Below are 17,285 nucleotides of genomic sequence, written 5' to 3'. Positions count from 1 at the left end.
GATCGGCGGGATCAGGAGGCGCCATGGCCGGCGGTGCGCAGCTCCGCGAACACGCCCCGGTACGCCGCCCCGTCCAGCGTGGTCCAGCCGGCGGTGAGCCGGCCGACGGCCGCCGAGGCGTCCTGCGGCCCGGAATCCCCGGGCCGCAGGACACGCGTGAGGACCAGCACCGGGGCGCCCGGCAGGCGCACCTCCGTGCCCCGCACGGTGTCGGTGACTTCCGGCCGTCCCTGGAGAGCCTCCGGGAGCCCCGGGCCCGCGCACCACGCGGTGACCGAGGGGTCGGTCGTACCGCTGTCGCACTGGTCCTGCGCCACGGCGCGGCCCTGGATCAGCGCGAGCAACTGGCCCACCAGCACCGGGTCGTGGGCGCCGTCGTAGATCCAGCGGGTGCCGAGCACCCCGTGCTCGGAGGTGCCCACCAGAGCGGCCTCGGCGCCGTCGAGCGGGGCTCCGCGATAGGTCAGCGGCAGGAGGTAGGAGGTTTCCCGGCCGCCCGAGTGGTCGGTGAGCACCATGAACTCGATGCCGACCTCGCCCTCGGGGTCGTCGAGCCGGAAGCCGCCCGAGCGGTCGAGTTCGGGGGCCTGTCCGGTGGACGCGTACCACGGCCGCGTCGGAAGCCAGGCTGTCAGAAGCTCCGTCTTACCGGGCTTCATGGTGGTCTTGTAGATCATCGCCATGGCCTGAACCTACCGGCTCCGAGACGAAGGCAGCCCGCAATTCCTCCTTCAGCGAGCGCTGGAACGCGGTCACCAGGGCCTGCACCACCATCGGCTGCATGTGCGCGGACAGCGCCTTCATCGACTCCACCCGCTCCGGATCGCTCTCGCCCTCCGTGAACGGCCCCCACACCTCGTCCCGGAACAGCGCGGTCAGCTGGTGGGCCGCCGTCCGCGCGTGCCCGAGCAGCACCTCGCGCGCGGCCAGGATCGTCTCGTGGGCGATGGGCACGTCGAGCAGCGCGACGCCGAGGCGCAGCAGTCCCACGTCCACCCGGAAGCCCTCCGGGGTCGGCGTCAGCACGTTCATGGCCGTCAGCCGCCGGATGTCGGTCTCCGTCAGCGTCCGTCCGGCCCGCTTCTCCAGCTCCGCGCGCGAGGAGTCCAGCGCCGCGTCCGGGGCCCAGGTCGCCACCAGCGCGCGGTGGATGGCCAGATCGTGCGCGCTCAGGTCGTCGGGCAGGGCGTCGAGGTAGCGCTCGATGGCGGAGAGGGTCATGCCCTGGTGCTGCAACTCCTCGATGAGCGCGAGGCGGGACAGGTGCTCCGGCCCGTAGCGGCCCACCCGACGGGGTCCGATCACGGGAGGGGGCAAAAGCCCGCGGGTGCTGTAGAACCGTACGGTGCGGACGGTCACACCCGCCCTGGCCGCCAGTTCGTCGACGGTCAGCGACGCCGGCTCCGGTGCCTGGGTGGTCATGGGCTCTCCGCCTTGCTCTCTGATCAGCACGCCGACACGGTTCGTGTTCAACAGTATTGCTGTCGCACCAACGATGTGAAACGGCAAGGAGCTGCCCATGCCCACGAAACTGCGACTGCCCGCACCTCCTGAAGAGCTCACCCTGCCCGCCCTGCTGGCGCGCAACGCCGCCGAGCACGGTGATCTTCCCGCCCTCTCGTGGCGCGAAGGCCCCGACGGCGCGGCCTGGACCACCCTCAGCTGGTCGGACGTCCGCCGCAAGGTGGCCGTCCTCGCCGCCGGATACGCCTCCCTGGGCGTCGGACGCGGCGAGCACGTCCTGCTGATGATGGGCAACCGCCCCGAGCACTGGCTCACCGACCTCGCCCTGGTCCACCTCGGCGCCGTCCCCGTCACCGTGTACGGGACCTCCGCGCCCGAGCAGATCGCCCACATAGCCCGCCACAGCCGGGCCCGGCTCGCCGTGGTCGAGGGCGCCCGGGAGCTGGCCCGGTGGGAGCCGCTGCTGGCCGACCCCGGGACCCCCCTCGAACGGCTCGTCGTCGCCGAGGCCCCCGAAGCGGGCCCGCACTCGACCTACGGGTCGGTGTACGCCGGCGGCGCCCGGCTGCACCGCTCCGAGGCCTTCGAGAAGGCCTGGCGGGAGACCCGATCCGAGGACCCGCTGACCGTCGTCTACACCTCGGGCACCACCGGCGACCCCAAGGGAGTGCGCCTGACCCACCGCAACATCGTGCTCCAGTCCGTCCGCCTCGACGGGCACATCGAGCTGCCCGAGCACGCCGAGCACCTCTGCTACCTGCCCTTCGCGCACATAGCCGAGCGGATCCTCGGCATCTACCTCCCGCTCCTGCGGGCCGCGCACGTCCGGCTGTGCGCCGACCCGGCCGCCGTATCGGTCGCGGTCCGCGAGCTGCACCCGGTGCAGTTCTTCGGCGTGCCCCGGGTCTGGGAGAAGCTGGCCGCCTCCGTACGGGCGGTGCTCGGGCGGCTGCCCGAGGAGCAGCAGCGCGCCATCGAAGCCGCCAACGACCTGGCGCGGGAGCGGGCCGGCCACCGGGAGCGCGGGGAGGAGGTCCCGGCCGCGCTCGAAGCCTCGTACGCCCGGGCGAGGGAAGGGGTGCTGGACCCGCTGCTGACGCTGGCCGGGCTGGACCGGCTGGTCTGGACGGCCAGTGCCACCGCGCCGATGCCGATCGACGTGGTCCGCTTCTGGGCGGGCTGGGGGATCACCATCATGGACGCGTGGGGGCTGACAGAAACCTCCGGCGTGTGCACGGTCAACAGCCCGGACGGCTTCCGGCTGGGTTCCGTGGGCCGCCCGATCGAGGGGCTGGAGCTGCGGATCGCCGGGGACGGGGAGATCTTCACGCGCGGGGAGACGGTCTTCGGCGGGTACCTCCTCCCGGACGGCTCGGTGGAGAGCGCCTGCGACGACGAGGGCTGGTTCCCGACAGGGGACATCGGGCGGCTCGACGAGGCGGGGTTCCTCTGGCTGACCGACCGCAAGAAGGAACTGATCATCACCTCGAACGGGAAGAACGTCTCTCCCGCCCTCGTGGAGAACACCGTCAAGGAACACCCGCTGATCGGCCAGGCCCTGGTGCACGGCGACGGCCGCTCCTACCTCGTCGCCCTCCTCGTCCTGGACCCCGAACTCGGCCCGGCCTGGGCGCAGGCCCGCGGCATCGAAGCCGCCACGCCCGCGGAGCTCGCCGCGCACCCGGCCGTACGGGAGGAGATCGCCCGGGCCGTCGCGGCCGCCAACGCCCGGCTCAACCGCACCGAGCAGATCAAGCGCTACCGGCTGCTGACCGAGGAGTGGGGTCCGGAGTCGGGGGAGCTGACCCCGTCCCTGAAACTGCGCCGCCGGGTGATCCGGGAGAAGTACGCGGAGCTGATCGACGGGCTGTACGCGGAGCCGCAGCCCGGGCCGCACGAAGCTTCGTAGGAAGGTCCGCCACACGAACGGCCCTGCCCGGTGAGCGGATGGATGCTCACCGGGCAAGGGTGAGAAAATGTGCATATGCCCTGAATTTGCCACGCCGCCCGGCAAGGGCGGCTGATCGCCCATGGGTGTGCTGCAAGACCACCCCGAACTCGCCCTGTTCCTCTGCCTGGCGGCCGGATACCTCGTCGGCAAGCTGAGCGTCGGCCCGATCACCCTCGGCGGCATCTGCGGCACGTTGATCGTGTCGCTGCTGCTCGGCGCCTGGGCCGAGATCGAGATCGACGCCGATGTGAAGACGATCTTCTTCGCACTCTTCATCTTCGCCCTCGGCTACATGGCCGGACCGCAGTTCTTCGCCAACCTCAACCGCAAGAGCTTGCGCTTCTTCGCGCTCTGCTTCATCGAGCCCGACGCGGAGGCGCGGCGTGGGAGAGTGCGCTAGGATCGTCGGCGACGTCAGCGACAACCAAGCTGAAGTCGCCGAAGTACAGCATGACTTGGGCGAGTCTCGCACTTGCCCCGGCGGCCGGGAGGGTCGTCGTCGGACAGGTTTGACCTGTCAAACCCACCAGCGCGAGCTAGGCGGGAGTCTCCCGGCATCAGCCGGGAGAGAACTTCAAACCAGCCAGATCATGCCGATCCGATGCTGCTGCGCATCAACCTCCGGGACTCGCGCGAGTCCCGGGAGCGGATGCGCAGGGCGGCGGCTCCCGGGCGAGCGACGAGCGCGAGGCGCTGTCAGGCCTGGTCGGGCGGGCCCGCTTGGTCCCCCACTCCGCCGGCTGCACCAGCGGGGACCTGGAACCGGTCGTCGGCGGCGGGGTCACCGTGGCGGCTGTCAGGCGCGGCTCCAAGAACCTCACCCCACCCCCAACCTCGAACTCCCCCTCTCCGACCTCGTCGTCGGCCGGCGCGCCGACGCGATCGAGGCCGGCCGCGGCATTGGCCCCGAGACCCACGGGATCCCGGGCGGGGACACCCCGCTCGCCACCAGTCAGGTCGCGATGGCCGATCCGGCGGTCGTCGGCAAGTCGCTGGACACGATCCGCGCCACGCACCTGGAGTTCGGGCGCAGCGGCGTGTACGTGACCGACGTGCTCCGCGGCGAGCAGCACCTGCCCGCCAACCCGGACACCGTCGTCCAGCGCGGTGACGTCGTCACCCTCGTGGACGCCCGCTCGGGCCTGAACCGGATCGTGGAGAAGATCGGCACGGTGGCCAAGAACGACGCCACCGACTTCATCTACCTCGGTCTCGGGATCGCGGTCGGCTCGCTCATCGGTCAGCTCGTGGTCCGCCTCGGCGGGGTCCCGCTCTCGCTCGGCACCGGCGGCGGCTGCCTGATCTCGGGTCTGCTCTTCGGCTGGTTCCGCTCCCGCCGGCAGACCTTCGGCGCCTTCCCGCCGCAAGCCGCCACCACCATCAAGGACATGGGGCTCGCGGTCTTCATCGCCTGCACCGGGCTGACCTCGGGCCCGCAGGCCTGGCCGCTGCTCAAGGAGTACGGGGCCCTGCTGCCGTTCGCCGGGATCGCCATGGTTCTCGTACCGGCCACGATCTCGCTGGTCGTCGGGCGCAAGCTCCTGAAGATCGAGAAGCCGTTGCTGATCGGCGCCATCGCCGGCCAGCAGTGCTCCACACCGGCCATCACCTCGGTCACGCAGGTGGCGCAGAGCTCGGTGCCGATGCTCGGCTACACGATCACCTACGCGCTGTCCAACTTCCTGCTCCCGCTCACCGGACCGATCCTCGTCGGGATCCTCGGTGCTTGACGCCCTCTGACACGGATGGCCCCTTATGAACCTCGGTAGCGGGTATCGCGCACTGCGAGCAGTGCGTTACGAGAACCAAGTGCGCACATCCGCTTTGGCGTTGCTGTTTTCCGGGCTGGTTTCAACCCGGCTGGCGCTGATCGCGGAAGTCCTGGCGGGCCGCTGGTCCGCCAGGCAGCGTGAGCCAGGAATCCCCCTCCACTAGGAGGGGGAGGATTCAAGATGTTCCTCTTCGCCACCGACCGCAAGGTCGGCTCGCAGTTCTTGCGGGACCCGAAGAACGACGGCCTGCCCCAGGGTCGCAGCACCAGCCGCGTCTGCGGTGCCGGTCTGCTGGTCTCCTGGGGCTTTGCCGCTCTGTCAGGCTGGGACCTGCTGGGCGGCGCGCTCACCCAGTCCGCCGTCATCGGCGTGGCCCAGGACGCCATCGGGAACCTTCCGGGCCTCTCGCCCGATCAGATCAAGGAGCAGGAGAACCTCGTCGCCGTCGGCTACGCGGTCACCTACCCGCTCGGCACCATCCTCTGCGCGATGCTCCTGGCCAACGTGCTGCCCCGGCTCTACCGGCGCAACCTCGCGGCCGAGAGCGCGCAGATCGCCAAGGAGATGGACGCTCCCAGCGACAACCCCGACCTGCACGAGGGCTACTACGAGATCGTCCTGCGGGCCTACACCATCCAGCGGCCCGATCTCGTCGGCCGGACCATCGACGACTTCGAGAACCAGCAGAAGGCGCTGGGCCACCGCATCTACCTCACCCGGATCCGCCGGGACGGGAAGATCATCGACCACACCCAGCAGACCACCCTGCTCGAAGGCGACGTCGTCGCCGTCAGCGCGCTGCGCGGGTCCCTGGTCGACTTCGACGCCCGCACCCACATCGGCCCCGAGACCGACGACGTCGAACTCCTCGGCTACCAGACCGAGACGCTGCACGTGGTCGCCTCGGAGAAGGCGCAGCTCGGCAAGACCATCGCGGACCTGCGCGCCGAGCCGTTCATGGTCGGGGTCTTCATCGACAAGCTCTACCGCTCCGGTACGGAGTTCCCCTACCGGCTCGCCACCCCGCTGGAGCGCGGTGACACCCTGATCCTGTCGGGCCCGAAGCGGCTGGTCGACCCGGCCGGCAAGGCCATCGGCAAGCCGGTGCCCACCAGCTTCGCCACCGACATGATCTGGGTGGGCCTGGGCATCTTCCTCGGCGGCTGCCTGGGCATCCCGGCGCTCACCGCGGGCGGGGTCCCGATCTCGCTGTCCACCTCGGGCGGCGCGCTCATCATGGGCCTGGTCTTCGGCTGGATCCGCGGCAAGTACCCGACGTACGGCAACGTCCCGCCCGGCGCCCAGTGGTTCATGGACACCCTCGGGCTCTGCCTCTTCGTCGCGGTCGTCGGCATCAACGCCGGGCCCAGCTTCACCAGCGGGCTGGCCACCGCCGGCTGGGGGCTGCTGCTCTTCGGAGCCATCGCCACGCTGATCCCGCTCCTGGTCGGCTTCTTCGTGGGCCACCACGTCCAGAAGATCCGCTTCCCGATCCTGATGGGCGTCCTGGCGGGCGGCCAGACCACGACGGCGGCGATCGGCGCGGTCAACGAACAGTCCAAATCGCAGGTGCCGACGCTCGGTTACACGATTCCCTACGCGATCAGCAACGTGCTGCTGACCATCTGGGGCGCAGTGATCGTCATCCTCAACCACTGAACGAAGCCCCCTCGAAGCAAAGCCCCTCGAAGCAAAGCCCCTCGGAGTAAAGGAAGCCACCGTGCCGGAGACCACCTTCAGCCGCGAGGAAATCCAGTCCTTCGCGCAGCTCAGCCCCTTCGAGCTGAAGGACAAGTTCATCCAGCTCGCCACGGCCGCCCAGGCCGACAAGCCGGGCCAGAAGGACACCACCGCCCGGGCCATGCTCAACGCGGGCCGCGGCAACCCGAACTGGATCGCCACTGGGCCGCGCGAGGCCTTCTACGCGCTGGGCTACTTCGCGCTGGAGGAGTCGCGGCGGGTGTGGACCGCCGACAACCTCGGCGGGATGCCGGAGAAGAAGGGCATCGGGGACCGGTTCGAGTCCTGGGCCCGGCGCCACCCCGACCTGCCGGGCGTGGAGATGCTGTCCGCGTGCGTCCAGTACGCGCTGTCGCGCTGGCCGTTCGACAAGGACGCCTTCGTGCACGAGCTGACCGACTCCATCACGGGCGACAACTACCCGGTCCCGGACCGGATGCTGACCCACGCGGAGCACATCGTGCGCGGCTACGTCGCCGACGAGATGTTCGGCAAGAGGCCGCCGGAGGGCAACAACCTGTCGCTGTTCGCGACCGAGGGCGGCACCGCCGCCATGTGCTACATCTTCGACTCCCTGATGAAGAACGGGGTCCTGAAGAAGGGCGACAAAATCGCCCTGATGACCCCGGTGTTCACCCCGTACATCGAGATCCCCGAGCTCGACACCTTCGAGTTCGAGGTGGTGAACGTCTCCGCGAGCCTGTTCGCCGAGACCGGCGTGCGCCAGTGGCGCTACCCGGAGGAGGAGGTCGCCAAGCTGGCCGACCCCGCCGTGAAGCTCGTCTGCCTGGTCAATCCCTCCAACCCGCCCTCGCTCGCGCTGAGCGACCGGGTGGCGAACCAGATCAAGGACATCGTCGCCACCAGCAACCCGAACCTGCTGATCGTCACGGACGACGTGTACGGCACCTTCGTGCCCGGCTTCCGCTCGATCGCCGCCGACCTGCCGCGCAACACCCTGCTCGTGTACTCGTACTCCAAGCACTACGGCTGCACCGGCTGGCGGCTCGGCGTCATCGGGCTGCACGACGACAACGTCATCGACGAGATGGTCGCGAACTTCCCCCAGGACCAGAAGGACCGCCTCGCCAAGCGGTACGGCACCCTCAGCCTGGAGCCGGAGAAGATCCGCTTCATCGACCGGCTCGTCGCGGACTCCCGGTCGGTGGCCCTCAACCACACGGCCGGCCTCTCGCTGCCGCAGCAGACGATGATGGTGCTCTTCTCCCTCTTCGACATGCTGGGCGAGGGCCAGGCGTACAAGGAGCGGATCCGGCAGATCGTCCACCGCAGGCTCGACCTCCTCCTGGAGGGAGCCCAGATGAAGATCTCCGAGGACGACAAGCGGGCCGGGTACTACATCGAGCTCGACCTGCTGGCCGAGGCGGAACGGGTGCACGGCAAGGACTTCGCGGACTTCCTGGAGAAGAACTACGAGCCCGTCGACCCGCTGTTCCGGCTCGCCGAGCAGACCTCGGTGGTCCTCCTCAACGGAGGCGGCTTCGACGGCCCCCAGTGGTCGGTGCGCGTCTCCCTGGCCAACCTCGACGACCTGGACTACCTGAAGATCGGCCACCACCTGCGGGCCATCTTCAACGACTACGCGAGCGAGTGGGAGCGGGCGAAGGCGAACGGCTGATCGCCTCAGGCCCACGGGCGGAAAGGGGGTGTGCCCGCCGGATCGCGGCGGACACACCCCCTTTCGCGGTGCCCGATCAGCGCAGGATCAGCGGCCGATCAGCGGGTAGTGGTCGGAGAGGTTGCTGTACGTGTAGGAGGTGCCCCAGCTGGAGACCGTCCAGGGCGCCGACTGCTCCAGGACCACATTGTTCTCCCAGTTCGCCGGGCGGGCGTTGCCCTTGCGGTAGAGCACGTAGTCCAGGTCCTCGCGCGGGTCGGTCGGGTAGCGGTACTTCGCTATCGAGTTCAGCGCGGTGTCGAAGGAGTACGTGTGCCCCGTGCGGGTGTCGGAGCCGGCCAGGTCGGCGTTGGCCAGCATGGTGGCCAGCTCCGGGGTGCGCGAGTCGACGTTCAGGTCGCCCGCCACGATGACCTGCTCGGCCGCCGGGATGTTCTTGCCGTCCAGGAACGCGTCGATGTTCCGGAACTGGCGGGCGCGCATCTCCGCCGCCTCGCCCGCGCCGCAGCCGGGGTCGGTGGACTGGGCGTGGGTGCCGACCACGTGGACCCTGGTGCCGTTCACGTTCAGCACGACGTAGGCGAAGCCCTTGTTGGACCACCAGTCGGCGCCGCAGGCGTCCTTGTAGACCACCTGCTCCTTGCGCACGATCGGCCACTTGCTGAGGATCGCGACGCCGCCGTCCTCCGGGGTGGTGGAGGAGTAGGCGCCGCCCGTGGCGTCCCAGCCGCTCTTGCTGCGGCCCAGGACCGGGGTCTGGTACGGGTACTGCGCGGACGAGTTGGCCTTCAGGGCGTCGGAGGCCCCGTTGTCGAAGGCCTCCTGGAGGACGACCACGTCGTGGCCCTGGTACCAGGAGGCCTTGGGGATCTCGGCCGCCCGGTGGTCCTGGCCCCAGTTGGGGTACAGGCTCTTGCTCATCAGGAACGCGTTGTACGACAGGACGCTGAGCCGCGGCGCGGCGGCGCTCTCGGCGGCGGTGGCGGCCGGAGCCGCGGTCGCCACGAGCGATCCGACGGCGATCGCGGCGACGGCCGCGGAGGCGGCGCGGGTCCCGCGGGGCTGGGTCTTGGGCATGGAGGTTCCCTCGTTCCTGTGGGGGAAGATCGGCTCCGCCATCCAAGCAGCCAGGGTTACTTCGCGGTAACACCTGTGACACGGGTTTCTGGACGCAGGGGGTACATCTTCGGCGTTCCGGGCCGGTCCCTCAGCCGGCCCGCCGGTCCTCGTCCTGCGCGGAGGTCCAGGTGAAGCCGCCGAGACCGCCCGCTTCCGCGGCGCCGGAGGTGTCGCGGGCGCCCGGGGCGTCCTCCCGGCGCCGCCGGAACCGCTGGAGGAAGTACGCCGCCGCGCACAGCGCGAAGAGCACGGCGAAGACCAGGGCCAGCGTCACGGCGGTGCCGGCCAGCATCCAGGGGGCCAGCTCCCGCAGCCAGGCCGAGGGGGACAGGTTCATGGCCGCAGGATGCACCGTCCACAGGCTCCGGCGGAAGCCACCGGACCCCCTGCATACTGGGAGAACGGCAATTTCGACACCCTGGGGGCACGCGCATGAGCACGACGGAGCGGCGCGACCCCGAGCCCCCACCGCCCGGGGGAGTGCTCTGGACCATCGCCGGAGACGTCCGCGCGCTGCTCATGCTGCCCGCCGCCTTCACCCTGCAGGTCGCCCACCCCGCCATCGGCGCCGGGGTCGACGAGCACTCCGTCTTCCGCACCGACCCCTGGGGCCGCGGCGAGCGCTCCCTGCGCTCCGTCCAGCTGTGGGTGTACGGCGGGGCCGACGCCGCGGCCGAGGGGCGCCGGGTGCGCCGCCTGCACAAGGAGATCCAGGGCACCGACACCCGGGGGCGCCGCTACCACTCGCTCGACCCGGCCTGCTACGCCTGGGTGCACGCCACCGGCTTCCCGGTCTACCTGTACGCCGGGCGCTACCTGCTGCGCCCCTTCACCCCGGCGCAGGAGCGCCAGCTCTACCGCGAGTGGCTCCAGGTCGGCCGCATCCTCGGTCTGCACGACCGGGACATGCCGCAGAGCATCGAGGAGTACTGGCCGTACTACCACCGCATGCTGGCCGAGGAGATCGAGCCCACCAAGGTCGCCCGCGAACTCCTCGCCACCGACGCGCCCCTGCCCCGCCCCGCCGGAGGCCCGCTGCCGGTCCGGCTCCTGCTGCGGCTGACCTGGCCCGTCCTGCGGGCCGCCTTCCTGCACTTCCGGGCCTTCGTCACCGCCGGCTACATGCCGCCCGAGGCGCGCGCCGCCATCGGCCTGGAGTGGACTCCGGCCCAGGAACGCCGCCTGCGCCGGTTCAGTACGGTCCTGCGCCTCCTCGTACCCCTCCTGCCGGAGCGCCTGCGCTACCTCCCGATCGCCCGCGCGGCCCGGGCGCGCGTACGCGCCGCCGCCCGCTGAGGGGCGACGGCGCGCAGCTTCGTACGGTGGTGGGTCAGTGCGCGTCGTGCACGGTGTTCGTCGCGGCGATCTTCTTCCAGGACTTCGGCTCGGCCGCCTTGCCGGCCGCCGGGGCGCGCAGGGTGCGGGGGCCCGGAGCCGTCGAGGCCTTCACCGGGTTCAGGGCCGAGGCGGCCGGCTTGCCCGGGGTGTAGAGCCAGGTCTCGAAGAGCTGCGCGAGCGGCTGGTTCGAGATCTTCTCGGCGTAGCGGACGAAGTCGCCGACCTTGGCGTTGCCGTAGGCCCGCTCGGTCGGCCAGCCCTTCAGGATCCGGAAGAACTTCTCGTCGCCGACGTGGTTGCGCAGCGCCTGGATCGCGATCGCACCACGGTCGTAGACGGCCCCGTGGAACTGGTTCTCCGGACCCGGGTCACCCGGCTTGACCTGCCAGAACGGGTCCTCGGCCGGACGCTGTCCGTACGCCCAGTCGGCGAGCTCCTGCGCGGTGCCCTCCCCCTCCTTCTCCGACCACAGCCACTGGCTGTAGCGGGCGAAGCCCTCGTTGACCCAGATGTCCTTCCAGTTGTCGACGGACACGCTGTCCCCGTACCACTGGTGGGCGATCTCGTGCACGACCACGGACACGTTCGCACCGTTCGCGAACTGCCGGGGGCTGTAGAACGGCCGGGTCTGCGTCTCCAGCGCGAACCCGCTGGGCACGTTCGGCACGTACCCGCCGAGCGCGTTGAAGGGGTACGGCCCGAAGACCCCCTCCAGCCACTCCGCGACCTCACCGGTCCGCTCCACGCTCGCGCGCGCCGCGCCCGCGTTGTCGCCGAGGTCCTGGCTGTACGCGTTCAGGATCGGCAGCCCGCTCGCCGTCTTGTCGGTGGTGATGTCGAACTTGCCGACGGCCAGGGTGGCGAGGTACGTGGCCTGCGGCTTGTTCGAGCGCCAGTTGTACCGGGTCCATCCCAGCCGCGAACTCTGCGACTGCAGCACGCCGTTGCTGATGGCCTGCGTGCCGTCGGGCACGTTGACGGACACGTCGAAGGTGGCCTTGTCGAGCGGGTGGTCGTTGCTCGGGAACCACCAGGCCGCCGCATCGGGCTCCTGCGCGGCGACGCCGCCGTCCGGGGTGCGCTGCCACGCCGACCAGCCGTCGACCTTGAACTCCGAGGGCTTGCCCGCGTACTTGACGACCACGCTCGACTGCTTGCCCCGCTGCAGCGGGGAGGCCGGGGTGACCTCCAGCTCCGAGACGCCGGACTTGGCGAACTTCGCCTTGACCCCGTTGACCCGGATCTCGCTGACGTCCAGGCCGAAGTCGAGGTTGAAGCGGGACAGGTCCTGCTTGGCGGTGGTCAGCAGGGTGGCGGTGCCCTCCAGCAGGTCGGTCTTCGGCTGGTACCGGAGGCGCAGGTCGTAGTGCGACACCTCGTACCCGCCGTTGCCGCTGGCCGGGTAGTAGGGATCGCCGATACCCGGTGCGCCCGGAACGGAACTCGCCGCCGACGCCGGGATCACCAGCAGAAGGGAGGCGGCGAGCACGCTCGGAGCGATGACTTTGCGGTGCACCTTGAACTCCAAATGGGTAGGGGAGTGGCTTCCGTTCGACCGTATTCATGCCCAGGACCCCACGTCATGTCCATGGCCCCTCCTGTCACATGATCGCCATGCGTCTGAAAAACGCCCGTGCCGAACACGCCCGGTCAGGGTGGCGGAGAGACCCGGTGCACCGCCCGCGGCCTGCGCGGACCGATGTCCGGATCTGCGGCCCGGCCGTCATTGCCCGGGCCCTCGCCGCGTCCTAGCGTTGCCGATGTGGCCCCGCGCCGGCCGCGAACCCACCCCACCCTCGTGAGAACGGCACCCTTATGGCTACGACCACCCTGCGTCAGCTCAACGGCTTCGACGAGACCCCCGCGACCTTCGAGGACGCGGTCCTGGTCCTGGTCGACTACCAGAACACCTACACCGGCGGCGTCATGGAACTCGACGGCTGGGAACCGGCGCTGGCCTCCGCCTCCCGGCTCCTCGCCCGCGCCCGCGAGGCCGGCACCCCCGTCGTCCACATCCGCGACGGCGGCTACGGCGTCGACACCGAGCCGGGCACCCTCCACGCCTCCGTCGCCCCCCGGGCCGGCGAGGCCGTCGTCACCAAGTCCGTCCCGAACGGCTTCCACGGGACCGATCTCCACGAGATCATCGGGGCCACCGGCCGGAAGAACCTGATCATCGCCGGGTTCATGACCAACATGTGCACCCTGTTCACCACCGAGGGCGCCTTCCTGCACGGCTACGCCCCGACGGTCGTCGCCGACGCCTCGGCGACCCGGGCGCTGGAGAGCCCGGCGGGCGCCCTCGCGGCGCGGCAGATCCACCAGGCGGCCCTCGCCACGGTCACCGAGCTCTACGGGGTGGTCGTCGCCACCGGAGCCGAACTGAAGTAGCCGCGCCCCCGTAGGACCGGCCCGCGGGCCGGTCCCGCGGGCCGGAAGGCCCCTTCCCGTTACCGGGTCGCCACCGGTCCGGCCGTACCCCGCCCTTCTCTCCATACCAAGCAGTCGTTAGCCTGCGCGCCATGACTCTTCCGGCGCGCGCCGCCCGCAGCTGCTGGCACGGGGCGATCAACCCGTTGCACTCGACCGTCTATTTCTCGCCCGACCTCGGCAAGGAGTTCGCGGCCCTCGGGATCACCGACCGCAACGCCGTCAACCTCGCCTCCCGCTCCGCCGCCATGGGCGCGGTCGGCGCGGGCACGGTGACGGCGACCTTCTACAACTACCGCCACGACCTCGTGGCCCGGCACCTCCCCGCCGTATGGGACACCGCCACCCCCGCGCAGGTCCTCGCCGCCCGGCTGCGGGCCGCGGACAGCACGCTGCGCCGGCTGCTCGGCGACGAGACCCTCGCGTCCCCCGAGATGGCCGAGGCGGCCACCCTGGCGATGCGCGCGAGCGAGGCCTGTACCCGGCACGCCCGTACGCTCTACTCCGCCCACGCGGACCTCCCCGTACCCGAGGAGCCGCACCTCAAGCTGTGGCACGCCACCACCCTGCTGCGCGAGCACCGCGGCGACGGGCACCTGGTCGCCCTGCTCACCGTCGGCCTGGACCCGGTCGAGGCCCTGGTCAGCCACACGGCGAGCGGCCACGGCATGACGCCGAAGTACCTCAAGTACATCCGCGGCTGGGAGCAGTCCGACCTGGACGCGGCCGCGGACCGACTGCGCGAGCGCGGACTGCTCGATTCCGAGGGCGAGCTGACCCCCGGGGGCGCGGCGCTGCGCGAAGCTCTGGAGACGGAGACCGACCGCCTGGACGAGGCTCCGTACGAGCACCTCGGCGCGGCCGCGGTCGCCCGGCTCGCGGAGATCGGCGGTGGGTTCACCGTGCGGGCCTTCGTCGCCGGAGCCTTCCCCGGGGACCTCATGGGCAAGGCCTGAGACCCCGTACGGACAGGGCTCCCGACGTCCGCGGCCGCCACCTGCCACAATTGGCAGCCTTCCGACGCAGCACACAGCACGCACCACGCGGCGTCACGTACACGTACGAAGGCAGGCGGGACCGCACAGTGACGATGTCCATCGAAGGCAGGATCGCCGAGGAGCTCGGCGTACGGGAGGGGCAGGTCAAGTCCGCCGTCGAGCTGCTCGACGGCGGCTCGACCGTGCCGTTCATCGCGCGCTACCGCAAGGAAGCGACCGAGATGCTCGACGACGCCCAGCTGCGCACCCTGGAGGAACGGCTCCGCTACCTGCGCGAGCTGGAGGACCGGCGCGCCTCGATCCTCGACTCCGTACGGGAGCAGGGCAAGCTCGACGCCGAGCTGGAGGCCCGCATCAACGCGGCCGACACCAAGGCGCGGCTGGAGGACATCTACCTCCCCTTCAAGACCAAGCGCCGCACCAAGGCACAGATCGCCCGCGAGGCCGGCCTCGCGCCGCTCGCCGAGGGGCTGCTGGCCGATCCCTCGCAGGAACCGGCCGTGGCGGCCGCCGCGTTCGTCGACACGGACAAGGGCGTGGCCGACCCGGCCGCAGCCCTGGAGGGCGCCCGCGCGATCCTCACCGAGAAGTTCGGCGAGGACGCCGACCTGATCGGCGAACTGCGCGAGCGGATGTGGGGCCGCGGCCGGCTCGCGGCGAAGGTCCGCGAGGGCAAGGAGGAGGCGGGCGCCAAGTTCGCCGACTACTTCGACTTCACCGAGCCGTTCACCGCCCTCCCCTCGCACCGCGTGCTCGCCATGCTCCGCGGGGAGAAGGAGGACGTCCTCGACCTCACCCTGGAGCCGGAGGAACCGAGTGAGACGCCCGGGCCCTCCACGTACGAGGGCATGGTCGCCCGCCGCTTCGGCATCAACGACCGAGGCCGTCCCGGCGACAAGTGGCTCGCCGACACCGTCCGCTGGGCCTGGCGCACCAAGATCCAGGTACACCTCGGCATCGACCTGCGCTCCCGGCTGCGCGCCGCCGCCGAGGACGAGGCGGTACGGGTCTTCGCGTCCAACCTGCGCGACCTGCTGCTCGCCGCACCCGCCGGCACCCGCTCCACGCTCGGGCTGGACCCGGGCTTCCGCACCGGCGTGAAGGTGGCCGTGGTGGACGCCACCGGCAAGGTGGTCGCCACCGAGGTGATCTACCCGCACGTTCCCGCCAACAAGTGGGACGACGCGCTCGCCAAGCTGGCCCGCCTCGCCAAGGAGCACGCGGTCGAGCTCGTCGCCATCGGCAACGGCACCGCCTCCCGGGAGACCGACAAGCTCGCCGCGGACCTCATCACCCGCCACCCCGAGCTGAAGCTCACCAAGGTGATGGTCTCGGAGGCCGGTGCCTCCGTGTACTCGGCTTCCGCCTTCGCCTCGCAGGAACTCCCCGACATGGACGTGTCGTTGCGCGGCGCGGTCTCCATCGCCCGGCGCCTGCAGGACCCGCTCGCCGAACTGGTGAAGATCGACCCGAAGTCGATCGGTGTCGGCCAGTACCAGCACGACCTGTCCGAGGTGAAGCTCTCGCGCTCGCTCGACGCCGTGGTCGAGGACTGTGTGAACGGCGTCGGCGTCGACGTCAACACCGCCTCCGCGCCGCTGCTTTCGCGCGTGTCGGGCATCAGCGGCGGGCTCGCCGAGAACATCGTGGCGCACCGCGATGCCAACGGCCCCTTCCGCAACCGCAAGGGGCTGAAGGACGTGGCCCGGCTCGGCCCGAAGGCGTACGAGCAGTGCGCGGGCTTCCTGCGGATCCGCGGCGGGGACGACCCCCTGGACTCCTCCAGCGTGCACCCCGAGGCCTACCCGGTGGTCCGCACCATGGGCAAGACGGCGGGCAGCGAGGTGGCGGCCCTGATCGGCAACACCGGTGTGCTGCGCTCGCTGCGGCCGGAGCAGTTCGTCACCGAGTCCTTCGGCCTGCCGACGGTCACGGACATCCTGCGCGAGCTGGAGAAGCCGGGCCGGGACCCCAGGCCCGCGTTCAAGACGGCGACCTTCAAGGAGGGGGTCGAGAAGATCGGCGACCTGGCCCCCGGGATGATCCTGGAGGGCGTGGTCACCAACGTGGCCGCCTTCGGCGCCTTCATCGACATCGGCGTCCACCAGGACGGGCTCGCGCACGTGTCGGCGCTGTCCAAGACCTTCGTCAAGGACCCGCGGGACGTGGTGAAGCCGGGCGACATCGTCCGGGTCAAGGTCATGGACGTGGACATCCCGCGCAAGCGGATCTCCCTGACCCTGCGCCTGGAGGACGAGGCGGAGCGCGGCGGCGCCGAAGGCGGTGCGCCGAGGCAGCGCGAGGAGCGGGGCGAGCGGCGAGGCGGCGGCCGACCCCCGCAGCAGCGCGGCGCGGGCGGCCAGGGCGGTCAGGGTGGCAGCGAGCGGGGCCAGGGCGGTCAGGGCGGCTCCCGCGACGGCGGCAAGGGCCGCCGCCAGGGCGGTCAGGGCGGTCAGGGAGGCGCCGGCCAGCGCCAGGGCGGTCAGGGTGGCGGCGGCCAGCGCCAGGGCGGCGGCGCTCCGGCCCCCGCCAACAGCGCGATGGCCGACGCCCTGCGCCGCGCGGGACTCAGCGGCCCCGACCAGCAGGGCGGCCGGGGCCGCTAGCCGTTCGTGACAGTGCGTGCCGGATTGGCTGAATAGGCACCCGACATGGGGACATACCTTGCCAACTCATCCGGATGATCTGTAGGCATGACGGAACGCCCGTTCGTCTTCCGGCGAGCGGGCTTCCGCTTTCTCCCCCCGGGACAGCACTCCCGAGGCCGCCTTGAAGACCAAGGACGCCATGCTCCAGCCCACGCACGCCTACCATCGTTGCCCGAGAAAGGGTCC

At 70.9% G+C, this 17,285-nt stretch carries 11 protein-coding genes and 2 pseudogenes; 8 read left to right on the top strand and 5 right to left on the bottom strand.

Going from position 1 to position 17,285, the window contains the following annotated elements; genetic code table 11:
• Nucleotides 1–11 precede the first annotated feature (11 nt).
• Together ACIQV3_RS25990 and ACIQV3_RS25985 are read right to left on the bottom strand one after the other, a co-directional pair.
• A complete protein-coding gene (locus tag ACIQV3_RS25990) occupies nucleotides 12–683 on the bottom strand; it encodes a 1,4-alpha-glucan branching protein (protein WP_403715692.1) in 672 nt (223 codons plus the stop codon).
• A complete protein-coding gene (locus tag ACIQV3_RS25985; RefSeq protein ID WP_382973064.1) occupies nucleotides 646–1,422 on the bottom strand; it encodes a MerR family transcriptional regulator in 777 nt (258 codons plus the stop codon). The genes ACIQV3_RS25990 and ACIQV3_RS25985 overlap by 38 nt, the downstream gene beginning before the upstream one ends.
• Nucleotides 1,423–1,519: 97 nt before the next feature.
• Between ACIQV3_RS25985 and ACIQV3_RS25980 the strand changes: the two genes are divergently transcribed.
• The 4 genes and pseudogenes from ACIQV3_RS25980 to ACIQV3_RS25965 all read left to right on the top strand — a co-directional run bounded on the left by ACIQV3_RS25980 (nucleotide 1,520) and on the right by ACIQV3_RS25965 (nucleotide 8,566).
• On the top strand, nucleotides 1,520–3,373 hold the full coding sequence (locus tag ACIQV3_RS25980; RefSeq protein ID WP_403715690.1) for an AMP-dependent synthetase/ligase: 1,854 nt from the start codon (nucleotides 1,520–1,522) through the stop codon (nucleotides 3,371–3,373).
• Between the two features lie 121 nt (nucleotides 3,374–3,494).
• Nucleotides 3,495–5,145: pseudogene (locus ACIQV3_RS25975) on the top strand (TrkA C-terminal domain-containing protein).
• A 216-nt stretch (nucleotides 5,146–5,361) separates the two neighbouring features.
• Nucleotides 5,362–6,846: pseudogene (locus ACIQV3_RS25970) on the top strand (aspartate:alanine exchanger family transporter); the annotation flags it as partial.
• 61 nt (nucleotides 6,847–6,907) lie between these two features.
• The gene (locus ACIQV3_RS25965; RefSeq protein WP_403715687.1) at nucleotides 6,908–8,566 is read left to right on the top strand and encodes a bifunctional aspartate transaminase/aspartate 4-decarboxylase; all 1,659 of its coding nucleotides are present in this window, start codon (nucleotides 6,908–6,910) and stop codon (nucleotides 8,564–8,566) included.
• A gap of 87 nt (nucleotides 8,567–8,653) precedes the next feature.
• Here ACIQV3_RS25965 and sph read toward each other — a convergent pair whose 3' ends face one another.
• Both sph and ACIQV3_RS25955 read right to left on the bottom strand, forming a co-directional pair.
• On the bottom strand, nucleotides 8,654–9,643 hold the full coding sequence (gene sph, locus ACIQV3_RS25960; protein WP_403715685.1) for a sphingomyelin phosphodiesterase: 990 nt from the start codon (nucleotides 9,641–9,643) through the stop codon (nucleotides 8,654–8,656).
• A 130-nt stretch (nucleotides 9,644–9,773) separates the two neighbouring features.
• Complete coding sequence (locus tag ACIQV3_RS25955) at nucleotides 9,774–10,022, bottom strand: hypothetical protein (RefSeq protein ID WP_403715683.1); 249 nt, start codon at nucleotides 10,020–10,022, stop codon at nucleotides 9,774–9,776.
• 95 nt (nucleotides 10,023–10,117) lie between these two features.
• Here ACIQV3_RS25955 and ACIQV3_RS25950 point away from each other — a divergent pair, with 95 nt between their 5' ends.
• On the top strand, nucleotides 10,118–10,981 hold the full coding sequence (locus tag ACIQV3_RS25950) for an oxygenase MpaB family protein (RefSeq protein WP_403715681.1): 864 nt from the start codon (nucleotides 10,118–10,120) through the stop codon (nucleotides 10,979–10,981).
• 34 nt (nucleotides 10,982–11,015) lie between these two features.
• Here the strand turns inward: ACIQV3_RS25950 and ACIQV3_RS25945 are convergent, their stop codons facing one another.
• Entirely contained in the window at nucleotides 11,016–12,539 is a 1,524-nt protein-coding gene (locus ACIQV3_RS25945; protein WP_403715677.1) for a M1 family metallopeptidase, read from the bottom strand.
• A gap of 299 nt (nucleotides 12,540–12,838) precedes the next feature.
• Here ACIQV3_RS25945 and ACIQV3_RS25940 point away from each other — a divergent pair, with 299 nt between their 5' ends.
• From ACIQV3_RS25940 to ACIQV3_RS25930, 3 genes are all read left to right on the top strand, one after another.
• Nucleotides 12,839–13,414 (top strand): cysteine hydrolase family protein, encoded by a 576-nt coding sequence (locus ACIQV3_RS25940; protein ID WP_403715675.1) that lies wholly within the window; start codon nucleotides 12,839–12,841, stop codon nucleotides 13,412–13,414.
• A 131-nt stretch (nucleotides 13,415–13,545) separates the two neighbouring features.
• The gene (locus tag ACIQV3_RS25935) at nucleotides 13,546–14,409 is read left to right on the top strand and encodes a hypothetical protein (RefSeq protein WP_403715673.1); all 864 of its coding nucleotides are present in this window, start codon (nucleotides 13,546–13,548) and stop codon (nucleotides 14,407–14,409) included.
• Nucleotides 14,410–14,537: 128 nt separating this feature from the next.
• Nucleotides 14,538–17,057 carry a Tex family protein gene (locus tag ACIQV3_RS25930; RefSeq protein WP_403715667.1) on the top strand — a complete coding sequence of 840 codons (2,520 nt, stop codon included), beginning with the start codon at nucleotides 14,538–14,540 and terminating at the stop codon, nucleotides 17,055–17,057.
• The last annotated feature ends 228 nt before the right edge of the window (nucleotides 17,058–17,285 follow it).

It is taken from the genome of Streptomyces sp. NPDC099050 (genome assembly GCF_044759865.1).
Lineage (GTDB): Bacteria > Actinomycetota > Actinomycetes > Streptomycetales > Streptomycetaceae > Streptomyces.
The sequence above is the reverse complement of the archived record's forward strand: the minus strand, read 5'-3'. Positions and strand labels throughout refer to the sequence as shown.